Origin of the sequence: Sphingomonas sp. Leaf231, assembly GCF_001421995.1 — a bacterium.
Lineage (GTDB): Bacteria > Pseudomonadota > Alphaproteobacteria > Sphingomonadales > Sphingomonadaceae > Sphingomonas.
This window is the reverse complement of record NZ_LMLS01000001.1, coordinates 283,705-305,251: the sequence shown is the minus strand read 5'-3', so window position 1 is coordinate 305,251 and position 21,547 is coordinate 283,705. Positions and strand designations below refer to the sequence as shown.

Below are 21,547 nucleotides of genomic sequence, written 5' to 3'. Positions count from 1 at the left end.
CCGCGCGTGCGTGAGGAGCCTCCAAGGCTTCGCTCCCCCCCGGGCAAAGCGCCATGCAGCCATCCCCTGAAGCGCCGTCGTTGCTTCGCTACGCTCGCGAGGACGGGTGGATGGAGCGGGTTTGACCTATCGTGAGCGCGCGGTCAGGCCGAACAGATGAACGATCTGCAACGACGGGCGATCGGGCACCCGTACAACGCTGAACGTCGATCGAGCCTGGACGATTATCGACGCGGGCGAGGTCGTGGCGTCAGGCGAGGAACGGGGCGGCGATGGCGGGGGTGATGCGGAGCAGGCGGCCGGTGGCGCGGTCGAGCAGCGCCCAGGTGGTGACACCCTCGACACGGGCGCGGCCATCGGTGCCGACGAAGCGGAAATGGCGATCGAACCGTGCGCCGCGCGGGGCATCGGGCACCCAGGTCTCACCGGTGACGGTCTCCCCTTCGACGACGTTGCCGCGATAGTCGATGATGTGGCGGGTCACGACCCAGACATAGGCGGCCTGATGGTCGGCGGGAGCGATCGCCGTCCAGTGCGCCACCGACAGATCCTGTATCCAGCGCACCCATACCGCATTGTTGACGTGGCCCAGTTCGTCGATGTCCGCGGGCAGGGCGGTGAAGGCGTGGGTGAACGTCATGCGCGGGTGTTCCTGTACCAGCGCCAGCCCGCGAAGGCGAGACCGGCGACGAGCAACCCGCCGACCAGCCACCAAAGGTGATGGTTGCTGCGCAAGCGCCCGAGCAGCGACTCGAACCCCTCCCCGAAGACATAGCCGATCGTTGTGAACAACGTCGCCCAACATGCGGCGGAGGCGATGTTGACGATCGCGTAGAGGCGCGGCGACACCTGGGTCGAGCCGATCGCGATCGGGCTGATCGTGCGCAGCCCGTAAAGGAAGCGAAAGGCGAAGATGAAGCCGATCGGATGGCGTTCGAAGGCGGCCACCGCGCGGGCGAATGCGGGTTTGGCGCGAAACGCCGCGACACGGCGGTGGTTTCGGAAACGGCGACCGGCATGGAACCACGCCTGATCGGCGGCGAACGATCCGAGCGCGGCGGCGACCATCGCCAGCGGCAGCGACAGGAGATCGCGATGCGCGAGGATGCCGGCGGCGATGACCGCCGCCTCGCCCTCCAGCGCGGCCCCCGCGAACACCGCGGCGAGGCCGTAGCGCGCGACGATCGCCTCGATCGTCATGCGCGACCGGTTGCGGTGACGAAACCGCGCACCGTCCCGAACGCCGAAGGATGCGCGGCCGGGGTCATGCCGGGACGTGCGCCGACAGTGGTGGCGACGTGCCGGCGGAGCGTCGATGTGTGACCGTTGCGGCGTACCGGATGGCAGATCCCGCCGGCTCGCCGACGCCGGTCATCCCTCCACACCGAGTTGCCACAGCACGAAGGCGTGTTCTTCCGCCCCCTCCCGCAAGCTTTCGAACCGACCCGACTTTCCGCCATGCCCGGCACCCATGTTGGTCTTCAGCAACAGGATGTTGGCGTCCGTCTTGGTCGCGCGCAGCTTTGCCGCCCATTTCGCCGGCTCCCAATAGGTCACCCGGGGATCGTTCAGCCCGCCCGAGATGAAAAGCGGCGGATATTCCTGAGCCTTTACATTGTCGTATGGCGAATACCCATGAATCAGCTCGAAGGCGGCGCGATCCTCGATCGGGTTGCCCCATTCCGGCCACTCGCCAGGGGTGAGCGGCAGCGTATCGTCCAGCATGGTGTTGAGGACGTCCACGAACGGCACGTCGGCGATCACCGCGCCCCACAGGCCCGGATCGGAGTTGACGACCGCACCCATCAATTCGCCGCCCGCCGAGCGCCCCGCGATCGCAATACGCCCCGCGCTGGTCCAGCCCTGTTCGACCAATTCCTTCGCAACATCCACGAAGTCATTGAAAGTATTCGTGCGCTTTGCGAGTTTGCCGTCGTGATACCATTGCTGGCCCAGATCGTCGCCGCCGCGGATATGCGCGATAGCATAGGCGAAGCCGCGATCGAGCAGGCTGAGCCGACCGGTCGAGAACCCCGGCGGGATCGCGTGGCCGTAGGCACCGTACGCGTAGAGGAACAACGGGCGTGAGCCGTCACGCGGGAAATCGTGCGGGTAGACGATCGACACCGGCACCTGCGTGCCGTCCCGCGCCGTGATCTTCAGCCGCTCGGTCGCGTAACGTGCCGCGTCATAGCCGCAGGGGATCTCCTGAACCTTCAGCGTCGTGAGTTCGCCGGTGGCGGTGTCATAGTCGTAGACGGTGCCAGGCGTTACCATCGACTCGTAGCCGAGACGCAGAACCGTTTGATCATATTCGGGATTATCCCCAATACCTGCGGTATAGCTCGCTTCCGGGAAGGTGATGCGGCGGGGCGGTGACGTGCCGTCGTAGGCATGGAGCTCGACCTGATCGAGCCCATCCTCCCGCCCCTCGACGATGAAGAAGTCGCGGAAGCACTCGACGCCGGTCATGTAGAAATGCGGCGAGGGGGCGATCCGCTCGGTCCATTCGCCCGGCGCGGTGATCGGCGCGGTGACCAGCCGCCACATCGGATCGGTGTCGTTGGTGTGGATGAACAGGGTGTCGCCGTGGATGTCGACGTCATATTCGCGGCCGGCCTGTCGCGGAGCGATCAGGATCGGCTCGGCGAAGGGATCGGCGGCGGGGAGCAGGCGGATCTCGCTGGTGACGTGATCGCCGGTGCCGATGACGATCCAGCGGCGATCGCTGGTTTCGCCGACCGCCACGCGGTAGCCCTCGTCATCCTCGTGAAAGAGTTCGACGTCGTCGGCGGGATCGGTGCCGAGCCGGTGGAAACGCGCATTGTCGGTGCGCCATTCCTTGTTGGCGAGGCCGTAGAGGAACCCGCTGTCGTCCCCGGCCCAGACGATGTCGGACAGCATGCCCGGAATCGTATCGGGCAGCAGCGCCCCGGTGGTCAGGTCCTTGACGTGGATGGTGAAGCGTTCGGACCCGTTGTCGTCGATGGCATAAGCGAGCAATCGCGAATCGTTGGATACCGCGAACGCGCCGAGGCGGAAATATTCCTTGCCCTCCGCCAGCGCGGGTTCGTCGAGCAGCAGTTCGTCGGGTCCGCCGGCAACCGGCCTGCGCCACCATTTGCGATATTGCCCACCCGTCTCGAACGCGGTCCAGTACAGATGGTCGCCATCCTTCTGCGGGACGCTGCTCTCATCCTCCTTGATGCGGGACTTCATCTCTTCGTAGAGGCGGTCGACCAGCGGCTGGTGCGGCGCCATCTGCGCTTCGAAATAGGCGTTTTCCTCCGCGAGATAGGCCAGCACGTCCTTATCGGTGACGTCGGGATATTCGGGGTCCTTCAGCCACGCCCATGGATCGTCGATGGTGATGCCGTGCATCGTGAAGGAATGCGGGCGGGTGGCGGCGACGGGCGGCTTCATATCGGTCATGCGCCCCTCCTAACGCGCGGGATCGCCATCCGTCACCCTCTTGTCGGCGCGGCGGCGGCGGCGCACAAGAGCGGGATGAGCGTCGTCACGCGTTTCGCGCCGTCGCCGACCGGGCGGCTGCACATGGGCCATGCCTTTTCGGCGATCCGCGCGCACGATCTCGCGCGGGCGGCCGGCGGGCGCTTTCTGGTGCGGATCGAGGATATCGACGGCACACGCAGCCGCGCCGGGCATGTCGCGACGATCATCGACGATCTGATATGGCTGGGACTGACGTGGGACGACGAGGTGGCGTTCCAGTCGGCTCGGCTCGACCTTTATGGCGCGGCGCTAGCGCGGTTGCGGTCGATGGGGCTGCTATACCGTTGTTATTGCACGCGCGCTGAGATCGCCGACGCGCTGAGCGCACCGCATGGTGCGGTCGCGGCCTATCCGGGCACGTGCCGGGGGGCAGCCGCGCGGGACGCGCCGCATTGCTGGCGGCTCGACATGGCGGCGGCGGTGGCACGGGCGACCGCGACGGGGGACGACCTGTCGTGGACCGATCACGGGGGGCGCGTCGCCAATGCGGCGCTCGCGCAGGGCGATGTAGTGCTGGCGCGCAAGGATGCGCCGGCAAGCTACCATCTGGCGGTGACGGTCGACGATGCGGCGCAGGGCGTGACCGACGTGGTGCGCGGCGTCGACCTGTTCGAGGCGACGCACGTGCATCGGGTGTTGCAGGCGCTGCTGAACCTGCCCGTACCGCAATGGTGGCACCACGACCTGCTGACCGGGGCCGACGGGCAGCGGCTGGCCAAGCGGCACGGCGCGCCGACGCTGGCGGCGATGCGCGCGGCCGGGGTGGACGGGGCGGCGGTGGCGGCGGCGTTGCGCGCGGGGCGCGTGCCAGAGGTGCGCGCGGGGCGCGTGCCAGAGACGCGCGCCGGGCGCGTGCCAGAGGTGCCGGCATGACGGCGCGCGTGCCGGCGTCAAAGGCGCGACGCCTGGTGACGACGGCCATTGCCGTTTGCGGGTGCGCGCCCTAGCTTCGCTTGATGAACACCTTCCTCGTCATTCTGCTGGTCGCGGCGATGATCGCCACGGTCGTCGCGCTGGTGCGCGGTATCATCGCCTTCCTCCAATCCGCCTCGGCGGACGTGCGCGGCGAGAGCGAGGGGCCGAGCGCGGCGCAGCTGAAATCCAACCGGATGATGCAGATGCGCATCTTCTATCAGGCGCTGGCGGTGTTGATCGTCGTCGTGATCCTGTTCGCCGCCGGGCGGACCTGATGGTCAAGCTGAACCGCATCTACACGCGAACCGGCGACGCCGGGACGACCGGGCTGAGCGACGGCAGCCGCATCGCGAAGACCGACGCGCGGGTGCAGGCGATCGGCGACGTCGACGAGGCGAACAGCGCGATCGGGGTGGCGATCGCCACGCTGGACGACCCGGCGCTCGTGGCGCAGCTGACGCGGGTGCAGAACGACCTGTTCGATCTGGGCGCCGACCTCGCCACCCCGGGCGACGATTATGCGCCCGGCGAGATGACGCTGCGCATCGTGCCCGCGCAGGTGGCGCGGATCGAGGCGGAGATCGACGCGCTGAACGCGCACGTGCCGCCGCTGACCAGCTTCGTATTGCCCGGGGGCGCGGCGGCGTCGCTGCATCTGGCGCGCGCGATCGTGCGCCGGGCGGAGCGATCGGCGGTGGCGCTGGCCCCGCATGCCAATCCGCAGGCGTCGATGTATCTGAACAGGCTGTCCGATTTTCTGTTCGTCGCCTGCCGGGCCGTGAACCTTAACGCAGGTGGAGACGTTCTGTGGGTCGCAGGGGCAAACCGGTAACATAGTCGGTCCCGTGCACGCCCGATCTCCCGGGTGGCTGCAGGAGTATGACCATGGAACCCCGCCCCCGGCCCGACGCCGGGCACACACCGCTGGCCGCGCGCTACATGCAGGTCCGGGGGTTGAGCGAGGCGCTGGTCGCCCCGCTGTCCGACGCCGATGCGACGGTGCAGTCGATGGAGGATGCCTCCCCGGCGAAATGGCATCTGGCGCATACGACGTGGTTCTTCGAAACGTTCGTGCTGCGCGATCACGTTGCGTCGTACCGGCTGCACGACGAACGCTTCCCGTTCCTGTTCAACAGCTATTACGAGGCGGAAGGGCGGCGGCATGCGCGTGGACGCCGCGGCATGGTGACCCGCCCGACGCTGGACGAAGTGCTCGACTATCGACGGGCGGTGGATGCCGCGGTGCTGGCGGCGCTGGATACATTGCCGGGGGCCGCGCGGGAACTGGTCGCGCTGGGTTGCCATCACGAGGAGCAGCATCAGGAATTGCTGGTCACCGACGTGCTGCACCTGTTTTCGGAAAACCCGCTGGAGCCGGCGATCTGGCCGGCGGCGCGCAAGGTGCCCGTGGCGATGCCTGGCCCGATCGGGTGGATCGACAGCGTGGAGCGCGTGGTCGAGACGGGGCATGACGGCGACGGGTTCGCGTTCGACTGCGAAGGTCCGCGTCACCGTGCGTTGCTACCTGCCCATGCGATCGCCGACCGTACGGTGACCAACGGCGAGTGGGCGGGGTTCATCGCCGATGGCGGCTATCGCGACGCGCGGCTGTGGCTGGCCGACGGCTGGGCATGGGTGCAGCGCGAGGCGGTCGCTGCGCCGCTTTACTGGGAGGAGCGGGACGGCATGTGGACCCGTTTCGGACTGGACGGGCGACGCGCCGTCGATCCCGCCGCGCCCGTGACGCATGTCAGCTTCTACGAGGCGGATGCCTATGCCAGCTGGGCAGGGGTGCGTCTGCCCACCGAGTTCGAGTGGGAAGCCGCCGCCGCCGCGCATGATGCTGCGGGCGGCAACCAGCTGGACGCTGGCGGCGCGGTGGAGCCGCGACCGGCGACCGGCGGCCCGGCATTCTTCGGTGACGTGTGGGAATGGACCGGATCGGCATACCGTCCGTACCCCGGCTTCCGCGCGGTCGAGGGAGCGGTGGGCGAGTATAACGGCAAGTTCATGAACGGGCAGTTCGTGCTGCGCGGTGGCAGCTGCGCGACGCCGCGCGGCCATGCGCGCGCCAGTTACCGCAATTTCTTCTACCCTCACCAGCGCTGGCAATTCACCGGCGTGCGGCTGGCAAAGGACCTGTAATGCTGAAACCCGAAGCCGAGGACGGCCAGGCGACGCTGGCCGATCCGCAGTTCCGTGCCGACGTGCTGGCCGGGCTGGAACGCCGCCCGCGCGCCATCCCGGCGCGGTGGTTCTACGACCATCGCGGGTCGCAATTGTTCGAGCAGATCACCGACCTGCCCGAATATTATCCGACGCGCACCGAAACCGCGTTGCTGGCCACGTTGTGCCCCGATCTGCAGGAGATGACCGGCGCCGGCCGCGCGGTGGTGGAGTTCGGATCGGGATCGTCGACCAAGACTCCCCTGCTGCTGCGCGGCGTGAAGCCGTCGTCCTATGTGCCCATCGACATTTCGGGTGAGTTCCTGCGCCAGTCCGCGCGCGACCTGTCGGACGCGTTCCCCGATTTGCTGGTGTTGCCGTTCGAGGCGGACTTCACCCGTCCGTTGACCCTGCCGCACGCGATCGCCGGTGCGCCCAAGCTTGGCTTCTTCCCGGGCTCGACGATCGGCAATTTGACGCCGCTGGCGGCGGTCGACCTGTTGCGGGCGATGCGCGTGTCGCTGGCGGAGGGAGCGATGCTGTTGATCGGGATGGACCGGATCAAGGACCCGGCGGTGCTGGTGCCGGCCTATGACGATGCAGCCGGCGTGACCGCAGCGTTCAACCGCAACCTGCTGGAGCGGATCAACCGCGAACTGGACGCGACGATCCCGGTCGAGGCGTTCACGCACGAGGCGCGGTGGAACGACGACCGCGCACGGATCGAGATGCATCTGGTCGCGACGCGCGACGTCGCCTTCACCGTGGAGGGACGATCGTTCGAGATCGCGGCAGGCGAGTCGATCCATACCGAGAACAGCCACAAATATGGCGAACGCGACGCACGCATCCTGTTGCGGGCGGGCGGATGGACGCCGGTGCGCGAGTGGACCGATGCCGAAGGACGGTTCGCGGTGATCCTGGCGGAGGCGCAGCCCGAGCGGCCTGCGCCTTAGGCGTTAGCGGCGAACAATCCGGCACCCGTGAGGCACCGTTCGTCGATGCACCCCTAGTCCCGGCGCACACCGATCAGGCTGAACGGCTTCGGTTCGAGCGGCGGGATCGCTGACGGGTTCAGTTCGCACTGCCAGAAGCCGACGTCGATCCAGCGGCCCTGTTTGTAGCCGACTTCCCGGTAAACGCCCGCGCGGCGGAAGCCGACTGCTTCGTGCAGGGTGATCGATCCGTCATTGGGCAATGCGATGACGCCGATCGCCTGCGTAAAGCCCTGCGCGCGCAGCGTGTCGACCAGCGCCTCGTACAGCAGCCGACCCACGCCCTGACCATGCGTCGCGCCCGCGACGTAGATCGAGGTTTCGACGACGTAGCGATAGGCGGGGCGATCGCGGAAGCGGGTGGCATAGGCATAGGCGAGCACGCCTGCGCCATCCCCGTCGTCGCCGGACGTCGCGACCAGCCACGGGTAAAAGCCGTCCGACGCGGCGATCCGGTCGCGCATCGCCGCCGCGTCCGGGGCTTCGTTTTCGAACGACACGGTGCCCGACAGCACGAACGGCGCATAGATGGCGGCGATGGCCGCGGCATCGGCGGCGGCGGCGCCGCGGATCGTGATCGGTCCCTGCGGCATCACAGGCCCACCCGCGCGACGACCATCTGCCACAGGTTGCGATCCTCCGCCCGAGCCGCGATCGGGCCGAGCCCGACGCATTCGAGGCATTGCACGCGCACCGCCGCGCCGGTCAGCATGCGTTTCGCATCACCCAGCGCAGCGGCGAACGCCTGCTGCCGCTGCCACGTCAGCCGCGACAGCGCGTCGGCAGGGGCACCGGCATCGTCGTCGTCCTGGTTGCTGATCTGCTGCGCGATCTGCGCGGTGAAGCCAGGCTTCTTTTCCAGCCATACCGGCTGCGCATCGTCGAGCTTGGCGCGCTTCGCCGCCTCGCGCAGCGCATCGTCCAGTCCGCCGAAGCGGTCGACCAGCTTCAGCTGGTGCGCGACCCCGCCGATCCACACGCGGCCCTGCCCGATTTCGTCGACGCGGGCGATCGGCAGCTTGCGCGACTGCGAAACGCGGGTCAGGAACTGGAGATAGCCGTGCTCGATCCCGGCCTGGACGATCGAATCCAGCGCGGGCGTGGTACCGCCCAGCACGTCGGGCTGACCGGATAGTGGCGTGGTCTTCACCCCGTCGGTGGACAGGCCGATCTTGGCCAGCGTGTTCTCGAACGTCGGGATGATCCCGAAGATGCCGATCGAGCCGGTGATCGTGCCGGGTTCGGCGAAGATCACGTCCGCCGGGGTCGACACCCAGTAACCGCCCGACGCCGCCAATCCGCCCATCGAAACGACGATCGGAAGGCCGCGCCGCTTGGCCTCCATGATCGCCAGCCGGATCTTCTCCGACGCCATCACCGAGCCGCCGGGCGAGTCGACCCGGACGACCAGCGCCTTCAGGTCGTTTTCGGCCAGACCGTCGTAGAGCAGCTTCGACACGGTATCGCCCGCCGCCTTGCCGGGGCCGCCCTCTCCGTCGACGATCTCACCGGCGATGGTCAGCACGCCGATCTTGCCCTTGGCGGGCACCGGGTTGGCGGCGACATAGGCGTCGTAGCCGATCGTCCTGAACCAGCCGGCGGGCTTTTTCTCGTCGCCGCCCGCCAGTTGCGCGACGCGACGATTGAAGGCGACGCGGTCGCCCAGCTTGTCGACCAGCCCGGTAGCGAGATTGGCGCGCGACACGTCGCCGCGCGCCTGCGCGATCAGTTGCGCCGGGTTCGTCAGCCACGAGGCGAGCTGCGCTCTGGGGCGGGCGGTGGACACCGCCTCGCGCCATTGATCGAACAGCGCGCCGTAAAGCGCCTGCGACGCTTCGCGGGCGGCGGGGCTTTGATCGGTGCGGGTATAGGGTTCGACCGCCGACTTGAACTTGCCGACGCGGTAGACGTGCGCGTTGATGCCGAGCTTGTCGATCAGCCCCTTGTAGAACAACTGGTTCCCGCCGGGGCCGGCGAACATCGTGCCGCCGAGCGTGTTCGTCCAGATCTCGCTCCCCGCCGAGGCGATCCGGTATGCGCCATCGGTATAGGCGGTGGCGTAGACCAGCACCGGCTTGCCCGCGGTCCGCGCACGCAGCAACGCGGCCTGCACTTCGCCCAGCACCGCCGGATAGCCGCCGCCGAACCGGTCGAGATCGACGACGATCGCCTTCACACGGTCGTCGTCGCGCGCGGTGTCGATCGCGCGGAGGACGTCACGCAGCCGGTATTGCTTGCCGATCCGCTGCCCGCTGAGCAGCGCGGTGAGCGGCACTTCCTCCGGCTGTTCGACGATCGGGCCGTCGAGTTCGAGAACCAGCGCACCGTCGCCGATCGTCGCCGGGCGCTGACGCGCGTTAAGCGCGGCGAAGATCGCCGCGAAGAACAGCAGCATCGCGACGAGCACCAGCGCGTCCTTGATCCCGACCAGCAGCTTCCACGCGCCACGTACCAGCTTCATCGTCAATGCCACCTTCGCCTTACGTCGGGCGACCGTAGCGCCGCGTGTATGACCACCGCAATACGGTTTGGTGGTAAACGTCGGCGCGTCGTCATGCTCGCCATCGCGAAACGGCTCGGCTAGAGGCCGATCATGCACGCACCCGCCGCTATCGCGCCGCTGACCGAAGCGCCGCCGCCGACGTGGCGCGCCGAGCTGCGCGCGCTGGCGGCGCTGGCCGCACCGTTGATCGGCGCGAACCTGTTGCAGATGGCGGTGTTCGCGATCGACGTGGTGTTCGTCGCCCGGCTGGGACCGACCGAATTCGCCGCCGCCACGCTGGGCGTCTTCCTGTTCAACATCCTCGCGTTCGGGTTGATCGGGCTGGTCGGCGCGGCCGAGCCGTTGATCGCCGCGTCGCTGGGCCGGCGCGCGGGCGCGGTGCGGCAGGTACGCCGGTCGTTCCGGATGGCGATGTGGCTGGCGGTGCTGGGGTCGGCGGCGGTGATGATCGTGCTGAATCTCGCCGCGCCGTTGCTGCGGCTGGCGGGGCAGGAGGCCGTGGTGGCGGCGCGCGCGGGTGCGTTCTGCCGCATCCTGTCGCTGGCGGTGTTGCCCGCGGTGCTGGCGGCGCTGATCCGGCTGACCGCCGCCGCGCTGGGGCGGCCGGGCTGGGCGTTGGTGGTGACCGGACTGGCGCTGGGCATCGCGGCGTTCGCCAATTGGTGCCTGGTGTTCGGCAATGCCGGCTTCCCAGCGCTGGGGCTGGAGGGGTCGGCGCTGGCCAGCGTGGTGACGTCGGTGGCGACGTTCGCCGCGTACTTCGTGATCCTGCTGCGCGACCGCAAGCTGCGGCGGTTCCGGCTGCTGGGCAAATGGTGGCGCGCCGAATGGTCGCGGATGGTGGAGATCGCGCGGCTCGGCTCGCCGATCGCGCTCGGCTGGATGGCGGAGGGCGGGCTGTTCGGCGGTGCGGGGCTGTTGATGGGGCTGATCTCGGTCACCGCGATCGACGCGCATGCGGTCGCGCTGAACATTGCCGCGATCGCATTCCAGATCCCGTTCGGGCTGGCGCAGGCCGGGACGATCCGCGTCGGCTTCGCCTATGGCGCGGGCGACCGGGCGTGGATTCGCCGTGCGGGCAATGTCGCGATCCTGTGCGGCATCGCAGTGATGGTGCTGAGCGCGTTCGTGTTCTGGGCGGTGCCGCACTGGCTGGTGCGCGTCTATGTCGACCCGGCGCGCGACACGGCGGTTGCGGCGATGGCGGTGCAGTTGCTGGGGATCGCCGCGATCTTCCAGCTGGTCGACGGCGCGCAGGCGGTGGCGGCGGGCGTGCTGCGCGGCGTGCAGGACACCCGCGTGCCGATGCTGATCCAGGTGTCGGGATATTGGGGCGCGGGGTTCGGCACCGCCGTGCTGTTCGGGTTCGGGATGGGTTATGGCGCGGCGGGGATCTGGTGGGGGCTGGCCGTGGGGCTGGGCGTCGTCTCCGCCCTGTTGCTGTGGCGATGGTCGGCGCGCGACCGGCTTCACCTGATGCCACGCACGGACTGACGACGGGTTCCCGAAAAATCGCGCCGCCACCCGTTGACGGGCGCGGGGCACGTCCACATATGCGTGTGGCTGGCACTCGACATGTTCGAGTGCCAAAAATTTGTCACAAGCCTCAAGAAGGGTTCAGAGCAATGAACTTTCGTCCGTTGCACGACCGTGTCCTCGTCCGCCGCGTCGAGGCGGAAGAGAAGACGGCCGGTGGGATCATCATCCCCGACACCGCCAAGGAAAAGCCGCAGGAGGGCGAGGTCGTCGCCGCCGGCGCCGGTGCCAAGAACGACAAGGGCGAGCTGTCGCCGCTGGACGTCAAGGCCGGAGACCGCATCCTGTTCGGCAAGTGGTCGGGCACTGAGGTCAAGGTGAACGGCGAAGACCTGCTCATCATGAAGGAATCGGACATCCTCGGCATCATCGCCTGAGGATCGGTTCCCTCGTCCCGGCGCGTGCCGGGATCAGCCGGCAATTCAAGTCGTCCAGCGTTCGCTGGAACGACGGATATAGAGAAAGGGTAGCCACATGGCAGCCAAGGAAGTAAAATTCGGCCGCGACGCGCGTGAGCGCATTCTGCGCGGTGTCGACATCCTGGCCGACGCGGTCAAGGTCACGCTGGGGCCGAAGGGCCGCAACGTCGTGATCGACAAGAGCTTCGGCGCGCCCCGCATCACCAAGGACGGTGTGTCGGTCGCCAAGGAAATCGAGCTGAAGGACAAGTTCGAGAACATGGGCGCGCAGATGGTGCGCGAAGTGGCCTCGAAGACCAACGACATCGCCGGCGACGGCACGACCACCGCGACCGTCCTGGCGCAGGCGATCGTGCGCGAGGGCATGAAGTCGGTCGCAGCGGGCATGAACCCGATGGACCTGAAGCGCGGCATCGATCTGGCAGTGATCAAGGTCGTCGCCGACATCCAGGCGAAGTCCAAGCCCGTTTCCGGTTCGCAGGAAGTCGCGCAGGTCGGCATCATCTCGGCCAACGGCGACCGTGAAGTCGGCGAGAAGATCGCCGAGGCGATGGAGAAGGTCGGCAAGGAAGGCGTCATCACCGTCGAGGAGGCCAAGGGTCTCGAATTCGAGCTGGACGTCGTCGAGGGCATGCAGTTCGACCGCGGCTATCTGTCGCCATACTTCATCACCAACCCGGAGAAGATGCAGGTCGAGCTGAACGACCCGTACATCCTGATCCACGAGAAGAAGCTGTCGTCGCTGCAGGCGATGCTGCCGATCCTCGAGGCGGTGGTGCAGTCGGGCCGTCCGCTGCTGATCATCGCCGAGGACATCGAGGGTGAGGCGCTGGCCACGCTGGTCGTCAACAAGCTGCGCGGCGGCCTGAAGGTCGCAGCGGTCAAGGCACCGGGCTTCGGCGATCGTCGCAAGGCGATGCTGGAAGACATCGCGATCCTGACCAAGGGCGAGGTGATCTCCGAGGATCTCGGCATCAAGCTGGAGACCGTGACGCTCGGCATGCTGGGCACCGCCAAGCGCGTGACGATCGACAAGGACAACACCATCGTCGTCGACGGCGCGGGTGACGCGGATGCGATCAAGGGCCGCACCGAAGCGATCCGGCAGCAGATCGAGGTGACCACCTCGGACTACGACCGTGAGAAGCTGCAGGAGCGTCTGGCCAAGCTGGCTGGCGGCGTCGCGGTCATCAAGGTCGGCGGGTCGACCGAGGTCGAGGTGAAGGAGCGCAAGGATCGCGTCGACGACGCGCTGCATGCGACCCGCGCCGCGGTCGAGGAAGGCATCGTCCCGGGCGGCGGCACCGCGTTGCTGTACGCGTCCAAGGCGCTGGACGGCGTCACCGGCGAGAACGACGACCAGACGCGCGGCGTCGACATCGTCCGCAAGTCGCTGACCTCGCTGGTCCGCCAGATCGCGCAGAATGCCGGTCATGACGGTGCGGTGGTGTCGGGCAAGCTGCTGGACGGCAACGATCCGGCGATGGGCTTCAACGCCGCGACCGACACGTACGAGAACCTGGTCCAGGCCGGCGTGATCGACCCGACCAAGGTCGTGCGCACCGCGCTGCAGAACGCCGCTTCGGTGGCCGGTCTGCTGATCACGACCGAGGCGACCGTTGCCGAACTGCCCGAGGACAAGGCTCCGGCCATGCCCGCCGGCGGCGGCATGGGCGGCATGGGCGGCATGGACTTCTGATTTCGGACGGGCGCGGCCAAGGCGGCGCCCGACACGAAGGCGGAAGGCCGGCGGATCGGTGATGCCGGTCCGCCAGATCCAAGCGTCGGGAAGATCGATCGCGGCGGCTTCGTCGTGGTTGGTCACCCGGAATCAAAGGGCCGGTGGCGCATGCCGCCGGCCCTTTGTTTGCGTCCGGCGAAGCGCCATACCACAGCGATGCGAGACGATCCGCTCTATGAGCCCATCACCGTCGAGCAGTTCCTCGGCATCGATTTCGGTTCGGACCGGAAGTTCGAGTTGGTGGACGGCATGATCCGGATGATGAGCGGCGGCACGCCGGCGCATGCGCGGGTGTCGACGAACATCCTGATCTATCTCGGGCAACGGCTGCGGGGTTCCGGCTGCCGCGCCTATAATTCCGACACGGGCGTTCGCCTGTCGGATGAATCGATGCGCTGTCCCGACGTCACCGTTTTCTGCGGCAACCCGGCGGCGGCGGAGCGCGAGAAGCAGCGCGTGTTCGACGATCCTGTCGTCATCTTCGAGGTTTTGTCCGCCGCCACCGCGAAAGTGGATGAGGGCGCCAAACTGGATGAGTATCGCGCGCTTCCTTCGGTCGACACGATCGTGTTCGTCGATCCGGAGAACGAACTGACCAGAGTCGTCCAGCGGCTGGGACCGACGTCGTGGCGCGACGATCCGTTCGCGCAGCCGCACGACGTGGCGTTGCCGTCGTTCAAGCTGACGATCTCGCATATCGAGATCTTCGCGCGCGACTGAACCGCGACCTGTGCGTTCGGGCCGCATGGACCAGCGCACGCATATCCCGAAGGACAGCATCATCTTCGGCTATGGGCCGATGATTCCGCTCATCGCCGCCGGCATCGGTGCCTGGGCGCTGCCGGCGGTGTGGGGGATGCTGGTGGTGCGACTGGCGATCGTCTGGGGCGCGTTGATCCTGTCGTTCATCGGCGGCGTGCGGCGCGGGTTCGGCTTCGCCACGCCGCGCGCATCGACGGCAATCGAGATCGCCGCGGCGGTCGCCTATGTCACGATCGCCGGGCTGGCGTTGGTGGTGCCGTTCGCGCCGACCGCGCTGGCGTTGCTGGCGGTCGGCTACGCACTGGCCGCGTTGCTCGACCGCCGGGCGGCGCTGGCGGGCAATGCGCCCGCGCATTTCGCCCGGCTGAGACCCCCACAGCTACTGCTGGGCTGCGCAGGGCTGGCGGCGTGCTGGGCGCGGTTGATGATCGGATGACCTGTCGCGGTTCGACCGGGCGACGCTACGCGCGTCCTCCCGGTCGACGATCAGTTCTTCATCGCGTCGAGCAGCAGCTTCACGTCCTGGCTGCGGCCGCGCGGCAGGATCAGGATGTCATTGCCGCTGGACACGACGATCAGATCCTCCACGCCGACCATGGCGATCCGCGCACCGTCGCTGCGCACCAGGCAATTGCGGCTGTCGAGCATCACCACGTCGCCCGCGACGACATTGCCGCCGTCATCCCGGTCGCTGATCGCATGCAGTGCGTCCCAGCTGCCGACGTCGCTCCACCCCATCGTGACGGGCACCACCGCGACACGATCGGCCTTCTCCATCACCGCATAATCGATCGAATCGGACGGCGATGCGGCGAAGGCGGCGGCATCGGGATAGACGCGCACGCCCTCGCGCCGGGCACCGGCATGGGCATGACGTGCCGCAGCGGCGATCGCGGGCGCGAACTGGTCGAGCGCGGCGAGATATGCGTCGGCGCGGAACAGGAAGATGCCGCCGTTCCACGCATGATCGCCCGACGCGATCATCGATTCGGCAAGGTCGCGCGGCGGTTTCTCGACGAAGCGCGCGACGCGGTGGATACCCGGCGCGAGTTCGTCACCGACCTTGATATAGCCATAGCCGGTTTCCGGCGCGTCGGGCGTGATGCCGAAGGTGACGAGCCAGCCCTGTTCGACCAGCGGCAGCGCGGCGTGGATCGCGGCGTGGAAGGCATCGCGATCGGCGATGACGTGATCCGAGGGCATGACCAGCATCGCCTGGCTTTCACCGGCGCTGAGCGCCGCCAGCGCGATGGCCGGCGCGGTGTTGCGCCCGGCCGGTTCGAGGATCAATGCGCTGGGCGCGGTGCCGATCGCGCCAAGCTGCTGCTCGACCGCATCGGCGTGCGCGGCATTGGCGACGACGATCGGTGCGGCAAAGGCGTCGCCGTGCGCGCGCGCCGCCGTCAACTGAAGCATCGTGTCGCTGGCGGTCAGCGCCAGCATCTGCTTGGGCTTTTCGGGCCGCGACATCGGCCACAAACGGGTACCCGACCCGCCCGAAAGGATCACCGGCACGATTTCGGTCATTGACGCTCCTGTTCCCCCACAAGGCGATATACCGCCCGTTACGCGACAACATTCCGAATGGCGCAAGGCTCCCTTATCGGCGTTATTGCGTTGCGGCAACGAGATCGGGGGGTTAGCCGGAATCGCGATGACCGATCGCCTGACCCGGATCGCCGCCGCGCTGGAGCGGCTGGCCCCACCGCCGCCCGTCGCCGCCGACCCGCTGGCGCACCCCGCGTATGTATGGCGCGACGCCGTGCTGGTCGCCGCGCGCGACTTCCGGCCGTTGCCGCTCGACCTGCTCCACGGGGTGGAGGCGCAGAAAGCGGCGTTGTTCGGCAATCTGACCCGGCTGGCGGCGGGCCATGCTGCGCAGGACGCGTTGCTGTGGGGCGCGCGCGGAACCGGCAAGTCGGCGCTGGTGAAGGCGGCGACCGGCGCAGTGCAGGCGGCCGGCGGCGCGCTGGCGCTGGTCGAGGTGGCGGCCGACCGGCTCGACACTTTGCCCCGGCTGTTCGATGCGGTGGCGGGGCAGCCGCGCGCCTATGCGATCTTCCTCGACGACCTCGGCTTCGATGCGGCGGCCGACGCGCGGGTGCTGCGATCGCTGCTGGAGGGCGGGGCGGAGGCCCGGCCCGGCAACGCGCGGCTGATCGTCACGTCCAATCGCCGCCATCTGGTGACGCGCGACATCGCCGAGCAGGGCAGCGCGATAAACCCACGCGATTCTGTGGACGATCAGATGGCGCTCGCCGATCGTTTCGGGCTGAGCCTTGGCTTCCACGTCGTCGATCAGGATGCCTATCTGGCGATTGTGCGCGGCTATGCCGAGCGCCATGCGCTGCCGTTCGATGCCGGCGATGCGGTGCAATGGGCGACGCGGCGGGGCAGCCGGTCGGGACGGGTGGCGTGGCAATATGTGGTCGAACTGGCCGGCCGCGAGGGGAAGGCGCTGGCGTAACGCCTTCCCCTCGCGTGACCACGACCGGTGCGCCGGATCAGGCGGCGGTGAGGCGGCGTTGCAGGCGGTGGACCGGATTGGAGCCGCTGGCGTCCAGCCGGAAGCGGGCCACTTCGCTGTCCAGCGTCTCCGCTTCGGCGGCGAGCGAGCGTGCGGCGGCGGTGACCTGCTCGACCATCGCGGCGTTTCGCTGCGTCACCGCGTCCATCTCCGACACCGCGGTGTTGACTTGTTGTAGCCCGACCGACTGCTGGCCGGCGGAGGCCGCGATGCTGGAGACCAATGTGCTGATCTCCCCGATGCGAACGATGATCCGCTCCAGCGCCTTGCCCGCGTCGTTGACCAGATCGACCCCGATGCCGACCTGATCGGAGGAGGCCATGATGCGGGTCTTCACGTCCTTGGCCGCGTCGGCCGAACGCTGCGCCAGCGCGCGCACTTCGGACGCGACGACCGCGAAGCCGCGGCCCGCTTCGCCGGCGCGGGCCGCCTCGACCCCGGCGTTCAGCGCGAGCAGATTGGTCTGGAACGAGATGCCGTCGATGACGGTGATGATCTCGCTGATTTCCGCCGATGCGCGTTCGATGCCGCCCATCGCCTCCACCGCGCGGCGGACGATCTGCCCGGATTCCTCCGCCTCGCCGCGCGCCTCGCCGACGATCCGGTTGGCCTGCGATGCGCCCTCGGCGGTCTGGCGGACGGTGGTGACGATCTCGTCCATCGCCGCGGCGGTTTCCTCAAGACTGGCGGCCTGTTGCTCGGTGCGCTGCGACAGGTCGTCCGATGCCTCGCGGATATTGCCCGAGCCGCTGTGGATCTGCTGGCTCGAACGGGTGACGACGCCCAGCGTGGTCGCCATCTGCGTACGCATCGCCTCGAAACTGTCGGCCAGCGCCTGATATTCGCCGGGCAACCCGTCGAGCGTGGCGGTAAGGTCGCCCTGTGCCATGCGATCGAAGACCTGTCCGCATCGTTCGATGACGGCACGGCGGCCTGCCTGCTCGGCCTCGAAATAGGCGGCCAGCGCGATATCCATGTCGATCAGCGACCCCTTGACCAGCGCGGTCGCGGCGCGCGCCCGGCGGCGCGCGCCGAACGGCCACGACAGCCGGCCGAGCACCACCCGGGGCAGGACATGTTCCAGCATCCGGGCATAGCCGCTGATGTACCAGGTGGGCGCCAGCCCGATCCGCGCGTGGATCTGCCCGATGTGCGAAGCGGCGGTGGCGTAGCTGCGGTCGATCGGCCCCGAGAACAGCTTGCGCCAATGTTCCAGCTGCTTGTCGCGTGCATGGTCCATCCGCGCCTGCGACTGGAACATCGCGTTGATCTGCGGCGTGGCGGCGATGTGGCGATACAAGGCGACGAGCGCGGTGGGAGCATGGCGTTCGATCGCGCGCCTGACCACGGGGAAGGTCGCGTAGCTGCGATCGTCGTAGCCGAACGCCGCCAGCCGTTGTTCAAAGTCGATGTTACCCGATCCGCTCACCGCTTGTTCTCCTTGCGGGCAGCGGTAATCGAAAGCGGTTAAGACGCCGTAAGTAAGATCACCCAAATCACGAAGATCGTTCTATTATTTCAGCTAGTTCCAGCCAGCGCATCTCGGCGGCGTCCTTCTCCTCGCGCAGTGCGGCGACGTTGCGGCCAAGCCGGTCGAAGGCCGCCGGGTCGCGCGCATAGAGGCCAGGATCGGCCATCGCGGCTTCGTCCGCGGCGATCGCGGCATCGATCTCCTCGATGCGCCTGGGCAGCAGATCGTAGTCGCGCTGGTCCTTGTAGGTCAGCTTCACGCGGGTCGGCGGGGGAGGCGGCGGCGCGGCGGCTTTCGGAGCCGCCTTCTTCGCCGACGCCGTGCGCGGGCGGCGCTGCCGCTCCCAATCCTCATAGCCGCCGGCGACGACGTCGACATGACCGGTGCCGTCGAGCCCGAGCGTGACGGTGACGGTGCGGTCGAGGAAATCGCGATCGTGGCTGACGATCAGCACGGTACCGCCGTAATCGGCGATCACCTCCTGCAACAGGTCGAGCGTTTCGAGGTCGAGGTCGTTGGTCGGCTCGTCGAGGATCAGCAGATTCGATTCGCGGGCGAATTCACGCGCGAGCAGCAGCCGCGACCGCTCACCGCCCGACAGCGTGCCGACCTTCGCCTCGGTCAGCGACGGATCGAACAGGAACTCCTTGAGGTAACCGTGGATGTGCTTGCGCGATCCCAGCACGTCGATCCACTCGCCGCCATCGGCCAGCACGTCGCGCACGGTCTTCTGCGGGGCCATCAGGCTGCGCTGCTGGTCGATGACGATACCGTCCAGCGTGCGCGCGCGCTTCACCGTGCCGGCGTCCGGGGCCAGTTCGCCGGTCAGCAACTTCAGCAGCGTCGTCTTGCCCGCGCCGTTGCGCCCGACGATGCCGATCCGGTCACCGCGCGCGACGCGCAACGTCAGGTCGGCGATGATCGTGCGATCGCCGTACGCCTTGGTCACATGCTCGACGTCGATCACCACCTTCGTCTTCACGTCGTCGCTGGCGACCTGCAACGCGGCCGCACCCTGCGGCCCCATCATCGCCGCGCGTTCGGCGCGCATCTCCTTCAGCTTGGACAGACGCCCCTGGTTGCGGCGGCGACGGCCGGTGACGCCGCGTTGCAGCCAGTGTTCCTCGATCTTCAGCTTGGCATCGAGGCGTGCGGCATTGCGCTCCTCCTCGGCATAGACCTGTTCGGTCCATGCGTCGAACCCGCCGAAGCCGACCTCGGCACGGCGCAATTCGCCGCGGTCGAGCCACAATGTCTGCTTCGTCAGGCGGGTGAGGAAGGTGCGATCGTGGCTGATGACCACGAACGCGCCGGTGAAGCGCTTCAGCCAATCCTCCAGCCACTCGATGGCGGCGATGTCGAGATGGTTGGTCGGCTCGTCGAGCAGCAGCACGTCGGGGTCCATCGCCAGCGCGCGGACGATCGCGGCGCGGCGGCGCTCCCCACCCGACGCCGACGACGATTCGCGCGACAGGTCGATGCCGAGCTGGTCGGCGATCGCATCCGCCTCATACCCGGCGGGAGCATGTTCGCCGGCCAGCACGTAATCCTGCAGCGTGGCGAAGCCGGTGAGGTCCGGATCCTGTTCCAGCATCACCACGCGGGTGCCCGGCACGATCGTGCGCCGCCCCTCGTCCGCCTCGATCGCGCCCGCGATCAGCCGCAGCAAGGTGGATTTGCCCGCGCCGTTGCGGCCGATCAACGCCAGCCGGTCACGTTCCCCGACATACAGGTTCAGGTGGCGGAACAGCCACCCGGATCCTTGAACGAGTCCGAGGTCTTCATACGACAATACAGGTGCGGCCATGGCACGCGACCTAGGGAACCGGAGCGGCGCGGGCAAGTTGCGCCAGAACGGCCTTGCGATATCGCTTCATTCACAGGCTGTTCAATCCGCGCCCGCTATGCCAGCACAGGTGAGAATGGTTCCCTTGCTCCTCCTGAGCGGAATGGCCGCGCCCGCGCTGGCCCAACCGATGCCCGAGCAGGTACGCGACGGCGCCGTGGCGTTGCAGGCGCGACGGCAAGGCCGGCTGCTGCCGTTGCCCGAGATCGAGAAGCGGGTCGTGCCGACGATGCGCGACGCACAATATATCGGTTTCGACCTCGAGATGCCGAGCGGGATCTACACGCTGAAGTTCCTGCGCGACGGCGCGGTCATCTGGGTCGACGTCGACGGGCGTACCGGGCAGGTGCTGGGCCGTACCGGACGCTGACCCCGGCTCGTTACCGTCCCGAATCGTTCAGGGCGGTGACAGGCATCATTCCATAATCGCCGGCTTTCGTGCTAGCGCCGCGGCGTTCACGTTTTCTCCAAGGAGCCCTGCCACCGATGCGCGTGCTGATCGTCGAAGATGAGCCCAATCTCGGGCAACAGCTGAAATCCACGCTGGAGGGTGCCGGTTACGCCATTGATCTCGCCACCGACGGCGAGGAGGGGCATTTCCTCGGCTCCACCGAAAATTACGATGCGATCGTGCTCGACCTCGGCTTGCCGGAGATCGACGGTTTGACCGTGCTCGACCGCTGGCGCAAGGAAGGCAAGGTGACTCCGGTCCTGGTGCTGACCGCGCGTGACAGCTGGTCCGACAAGGTCGCCGGGCTGGATGCGGGCGCGGACGATTATGTCGCCAAGCCGTTCCAGACCGAGGAGCTGATCGCCCGCCTGCGCGCGCTGATCCGCCGCGCATCTGGCAATGCCTCTTCCGAGCTGATCGCCGGTGACGTGCGACTGGACACCCGTTCGGGCAAGGTGACGCGGGCGGGCGAGCCGGTGAAGCTGACCGCGCAGGAATACAAGCTGCTCAGCTACCTGTTGCACCACAAGGGCAAGGTCGTCAGTCGCACCGAGTTGATCGAGCATATCTACGATCAGGATTTCGATCGCGATTCCAATACGATCGAAGTGTTCGTGACGCGAATCCGCAAGAAGCTGGGCCAGGACGTCATCACCACGATCCGTGGCCTGGGCTACAGCCTGGAAGATCCGGACGCCTGAA

Annotated in this window: 21 protein-coding genes; 13 read left to right on the top strand and 8 right to left on the bottom strand. The window is 67.8% G+C overall.

Features of this window, described 5'->3' with window-relative positions; genetic code table 11:
• Nucleotides 1–250: 250 nt before the first annotated feature.
• From ASE95_RS01520 to ASE95_RS01510, 3 genes are all read right to left on the bottom strand, one after another.
• Nucleotides 251–640 (bottom strand): acyl-CoA thioesterase, encoded by a 390-nt coding sequence (locus ASE95_RS01520; RefSeq protein WP_056630482.1) that lies wholly within the window; start codon nucleotides 638–640, stop codon nucleotides 251–253.
• Nucleotides 637–1,200 (bottom strand): DedA family protein, encoded by a 564-nt coding sequence (locus ASE95_RS01515; RefSeq protein ID WP_056630479.1) that lies wholly within the window; start codon nucleotides 1,198–1,200, stop codon nucleotides 637–639. The genes ASE95_RS01520 and ASE95_RS01515 overlap by 4 nt, the downstream gene beginning before the upstream one ends.
• 171 nt (nucleotides 1,201–1,371) lie before the next feature.
• Nucleotides 1,372–3,432 (bottom strand): S9 family peptidase, encoded by a 2,061-nt coding sequence (locus ASE95_RS01510; RefSeq protein WP_056630476.1) that lies wholly within the window; start codon nucleotides 3,430–3,432, stop codon nucleotides 1,372–1,374.
• 75 nt (nucleotides 3,433–3,507) lie between these two features.
• Between ASE95_RS01510 and gluQRS the strand changes: the two genes are divergently transcribed.
• The 5 genes from gluQRS to egtD all read left to right on the top strand — a co-directional run bounded on the left by gluQRS (nucleotide 3,508) and on the right by egtD (nucleotide 7,550).
• Nucleotides 3,508–4,386 (top strand): tRNA glutamyl-Q(34) synthetase GluQRS, encoded by an 879-nt coding sequence (gluQRS, locus tag ASE95_RS01505; RefSeq protein ID WP_056632929.1) that lies wholly within the window; start codon nucleotides 3,508–3,510, stop codon nucleotides 4,384–4,386.
• 83 nt (nucleotides 4,387–4,469) lie between these two features.
• On the top strand, nucleotides 4,470–4,703 hold the full coding sequence (locus ASE95_RS01500; protein WP_056630475.1) for a twin transmembrane helix small protein: 234 nt from the start codon (nucleotides 4,470–4,472) through the stop codon (nucleotides 4,701–4,703).
• The gene (locus ASE95_RS01495) at nucleotides 4,703–5,260 is read left to right on the top strand and encodes a cob(I)yrinic acid a,c-diamide adenosyltransferase (protein WP_056630472.1); all 558 of its coding nucleotides are present in this window, start codon (nucleotides 4,703–4,705) and stop codon (nucleotides 5,258–5,260) included. Before ASE95_RS01500 ends, ASE95_RS01495 begins: the two co-directional genes overlap by 1 nt.
• A gap of 53 nt (nucleotides 5,261–5,313) precedes the next feature.
• The gene (gene egtB, locus ASE95_RS01490; protein ID WP_056630469.1) at nucleotides 5,314–6,573 is read left to right on the top strand and encodes an ergothioneine biosynthesis protein EgtB; all 1,260 of its coding nucleotides are present in this window, start codon (nucleotides 5,314–5,316) and stop codon (nucleotides 6,571–6,573) included.
• Nucleotides 6,573–7,550: an L-histidine N(alpha)-methyltransferase gene (gene egtD, locus ASE95_RS01485; protein ID WP_056630466.1), complete on the top strand. Its 978-nt coding sequence runs from the start codon at nucleotides 6,573–6,575 to the stop codon at nucleotides 7,548–7,550. Before egtB ends, egtD begins: the two co-directional genes overlap by 1 nt.
• Nucleotides 7,551–7,603: 53 nt before the next feature.
• On the opposite strand, the gene ASE95_RS01480 is transcribed toward egtD, so the two are convergent.
• Together ASE95_RS01480 and sppA are read right to left on the bottom strand one after the other, a co-directional pair.
• Nucleotides 7,604–8,182, bottom strand: coding sequence for a GNAT family N-acetyltransferase (locus ASE95_RS01480; RefSeq protein ID WP_056632925.1), 579 nt, complete (start codon nucleotides 8,180–8,182; stop codon nucleotides 7,604–7,606).
• The gene (gene sppA / locus ASE95_RS01475) at nucleotides 8,182–10,050 is read right to left on the bottom strand and encodes a signal peptide peptidase SppA (RefSeq protein ID WP_056630463.1); all 1,869 of its coding nucleotides are present in this window, start codon (nucleotides 10,048–10,050) and stop codon (nucleotides 8,182–8,184) included. Before sppA ends, ASE95_RS01480 begins: the two co-directional genes overlap by 1 nt.
• Nucleotides 10,051–10,182: 132 nt before the next feature.
• Here sppA and ASE95_RS01470 point away from each other — a divergent pair, with 132 nt between their 5' ends.
• The 5 genes from ASE95_RS01470 (at nucleotide 10,183) to ASE95_RS01450 (ending at nucleotide 14,986) form a co-directional block, all read left to right on the top strand.
• On the top strand, nucleotides 10,183–11,586 hold the full coding sequence (locus ASE95_RS01470) for an MATE family efflux transporter (protein ID WP_156347841.1): 1,404 nt from the start codon (nucleotides 10,183–10,185) through the stop codon (nucleotides 11,584–11,586).
• A 131-nt stretch (nucleotides 11,587–11,717) separates the two neighbouring features.
• Nucleotides 11,718–12,005, top strand: coding sequence for a co-chaperone GroES (gene groES / locus ASE95_RS01465; RefSeq protein ID WP_056630460.1), 288 nt, complete (start codon nucleotides 11,718–11,720; stop codon nucleotides 12,003–12,005).
• Nucleotides 12,006–12,102: 97 nt separating this feature from the next.
• Nucleotides 12,103–13,746, top strand: coding sequence for a chaperonin GroEL (groL, locus tag ASE95_RS01460; RefSeq protein ID WP_056630458.1), 1,644 nt, complete (start codon nucleotides 12,103–12,105; stop codon nucleotides 13,744–13,746).
• A gap of 198 nt (nucleotides 13,747–13,944) precedes the next feature.
• Complete coding sequence (locus ASE95_RS01455; protein ID WP_056630456.1) at nucleotides 13,945–14,508, top strand: Uma2 family endonuclease; 564 nt, start codon at nucleotides 13,945–13,947, stop codon at nucleotides 14,506–14,508.
• Between the two features lie 25 nt (nucleotides 14,509–14,533).
• Entirely contained in the window at nucleotides 14,534–14,986 is a 453-nt protein-coding gene (locus ASE95_RS01450; protein WP_056630453.1) for a DUF3429 domain-containing protein, read from the top strand.
• 50 nt (nucleotides 14,987–15,036) lie between these two features.
• Here the strand turns inward: ASE95_RS01450 and ASE95_RS01445 are convergent, their stop codons facing one another.
• Nucleotides 15,037–16,077: a mannose-1-phosphate guanylyltransferase/mannose-6-phosphate isomerase gene (locus tag ASE95_RS01445; RefSeq protein ID WP_082449434.1), complete on the bottom strand. Its 1,041-nt coding sequence runs from the start codon at nucleotides 16,075–16,077 to the stop codon at nucleotides 15,037–15,039.
• Between the two features lie 127 nt (nucleotides 16,078–16,204).
• On the opposite strand from ASE95_RS01445, the gene ASE95_RS01440 reads away from it, so the two are divergent.
• Complete coding sequence (locus ASE95_RS01440) at nucleotides 16,205–17,017, top strand: ATP-binding protein (protein ID WP_056630451.1); 813 nt, start codon at nucleotides 16,205–16,207, stop codon at nucleotides 17,015–17,017.
• 37 nt (nucleotides 17,018–17,054) lie between these two features.
• On the opposite strand, the gene ASE95_RS01435 is transcribed toward ASE95_RS01440, so the two are convergent.
• Together ASE95_RS01435 and ASE95_RS01430 are read right to left on the bottom strand one after the other, a co-directional pair.
• Nucleotides 17,055–18,506 (bottom strand): globin-coupled sensor protein, encoded by a 1,452-nt coding sequence (locus ASE95_RS01435; RefSeq protein ID WP_056630448.1) that lies wholly within the window; start codon nucleotides 18,504–18,506, stop codon nucleotides 17,055–17,057.
• A 67-nt stretch (nucleotides 18,507–18,573) separates the two neighbouring features.
• Nucleotides 18,574–20,355, bottom strand: a complete 1,782-nt coding sequence (locus tag ASE95_RS01430; RefSeq protein ID WP_056630444.1) for an ABC-F family ATP-binding cassette domain-containing protein — start codon at nucleotides 20,353–20,355, stop codon at nucleotides 18,574–18,576.
• 115 nt (nucleotides 20,356–20,470) lie between these two features.
• Between ASE95_RS01430 and ASE95_RS01425 the strand changes: the two genes are divergently transcribed.
• Nucleotides 20,471–20,764, top strand: a complete 294-nt coding sequence (locus tag ASE95_RS01425; protein WP_235528121.1) for a hypothetical protein — start codon at nucleotides 20,471–20,473, stop codon at nucleotides 20,762–20,764.
• A 116-nt stretch (nucleotides 20,765–20,880) separates the two neighbouring features.
• Nucleotides 20,881–21,546: a response regulator transcription factor gene (locus ASE95_RS01420; RefSeq protein ID WP_022686661.1), complete on the top strand. Its 666-nt coding sequence runs from the start codon at nucleotides 20,881–20,883 to the stop codon at nucleotides 21,544–21,546.
• Nucleotide 21,547 lies beyond the last annotated feature (1 nt).